The organism is Microbacterium sp. Leaf351 (assembly GCF_001423825.1).
In the GTDB taxonomy this organism is placed as follows: Bacteria; Actinomycetota; Actinomycetes; order Actinomycetales; family Microbacteriaceae; genus Microbacterium; species Microbacterium ginsengisoli.
Genome location: NZ_LMPK01000021.1, coordinates 15,171 through 15,760 on the forward strand (window position 1 = coordinate 15,171; position 590 = coordinate 15,760).

General features: G+C 72.9%; 1 protein-coding gene. It reads left to right on the forward strand.

Features of this window, described 5'->3' with window-relative positions; genetic code table 11:
- Positions 1-85 precede the first annotated feature (85 nt).
- A complete protein-coding gene (locus ASG00_RS07430) occupies positions 86-505 on the forward strand; it encodes a hypothetical protein (RefSeq protein WP_156454731.1) in 420 nt (139 codons plus the stop codon).
- Positions 506-590: the final 85 nt, after the last annotated feature.

Sequence of the window (590 nt, forward strand, 5' to 3'; positions counted from 1 at the left end):
CGCGCCCACGCGCACCGTGAGAATGTTCATCTCGATCGGGCATCGGTTCAGCCCCGGGTCACTCGGCCCCGCTAGCCTCGGCGGCATGAGAGGCAGGTGGGCGGGTGCGGGTGCTGTGGCGCTCGCTGTCGCCGTGCTCACCCCGGGGTGTGCCGTCGGCCCGACTGCCTGCCCCGCGATCGGCTACGTCTACAGCGGTCCGGCGGTGCTCGAGTTCACCCCCGCGCTGCCGGCGTCGGCGAGCCTGGCGGCCTGCTTCGGCGCCGGATGCGCGCCTTCGGCCCTCACGATCGTCGAACGCACGCGGGTCGAGGTGCCCCAGCAGGCGCCGTACGCCACCCCTCCCGCGGGCGACACGTCGCTCATCACGGTGCGCGTCACCGACGCCGGCTCGGTGCTCATCGATCAGACCTTCACGATCGGCCACAAGGCCGAGGCGCCCGTGTTCGGGTCGTGCCCCGGCCCGTTCAGCTTCGAGCCGGTCGCCGTGACGCTCCCGGGCTGATCGTCAGCGCGCGAGCTCGGGGTACAGCACCGGAAGCGGCTGAGAGACGGCCGCCTTCACGGTGACGCTCACCGCGTCGGCCAGC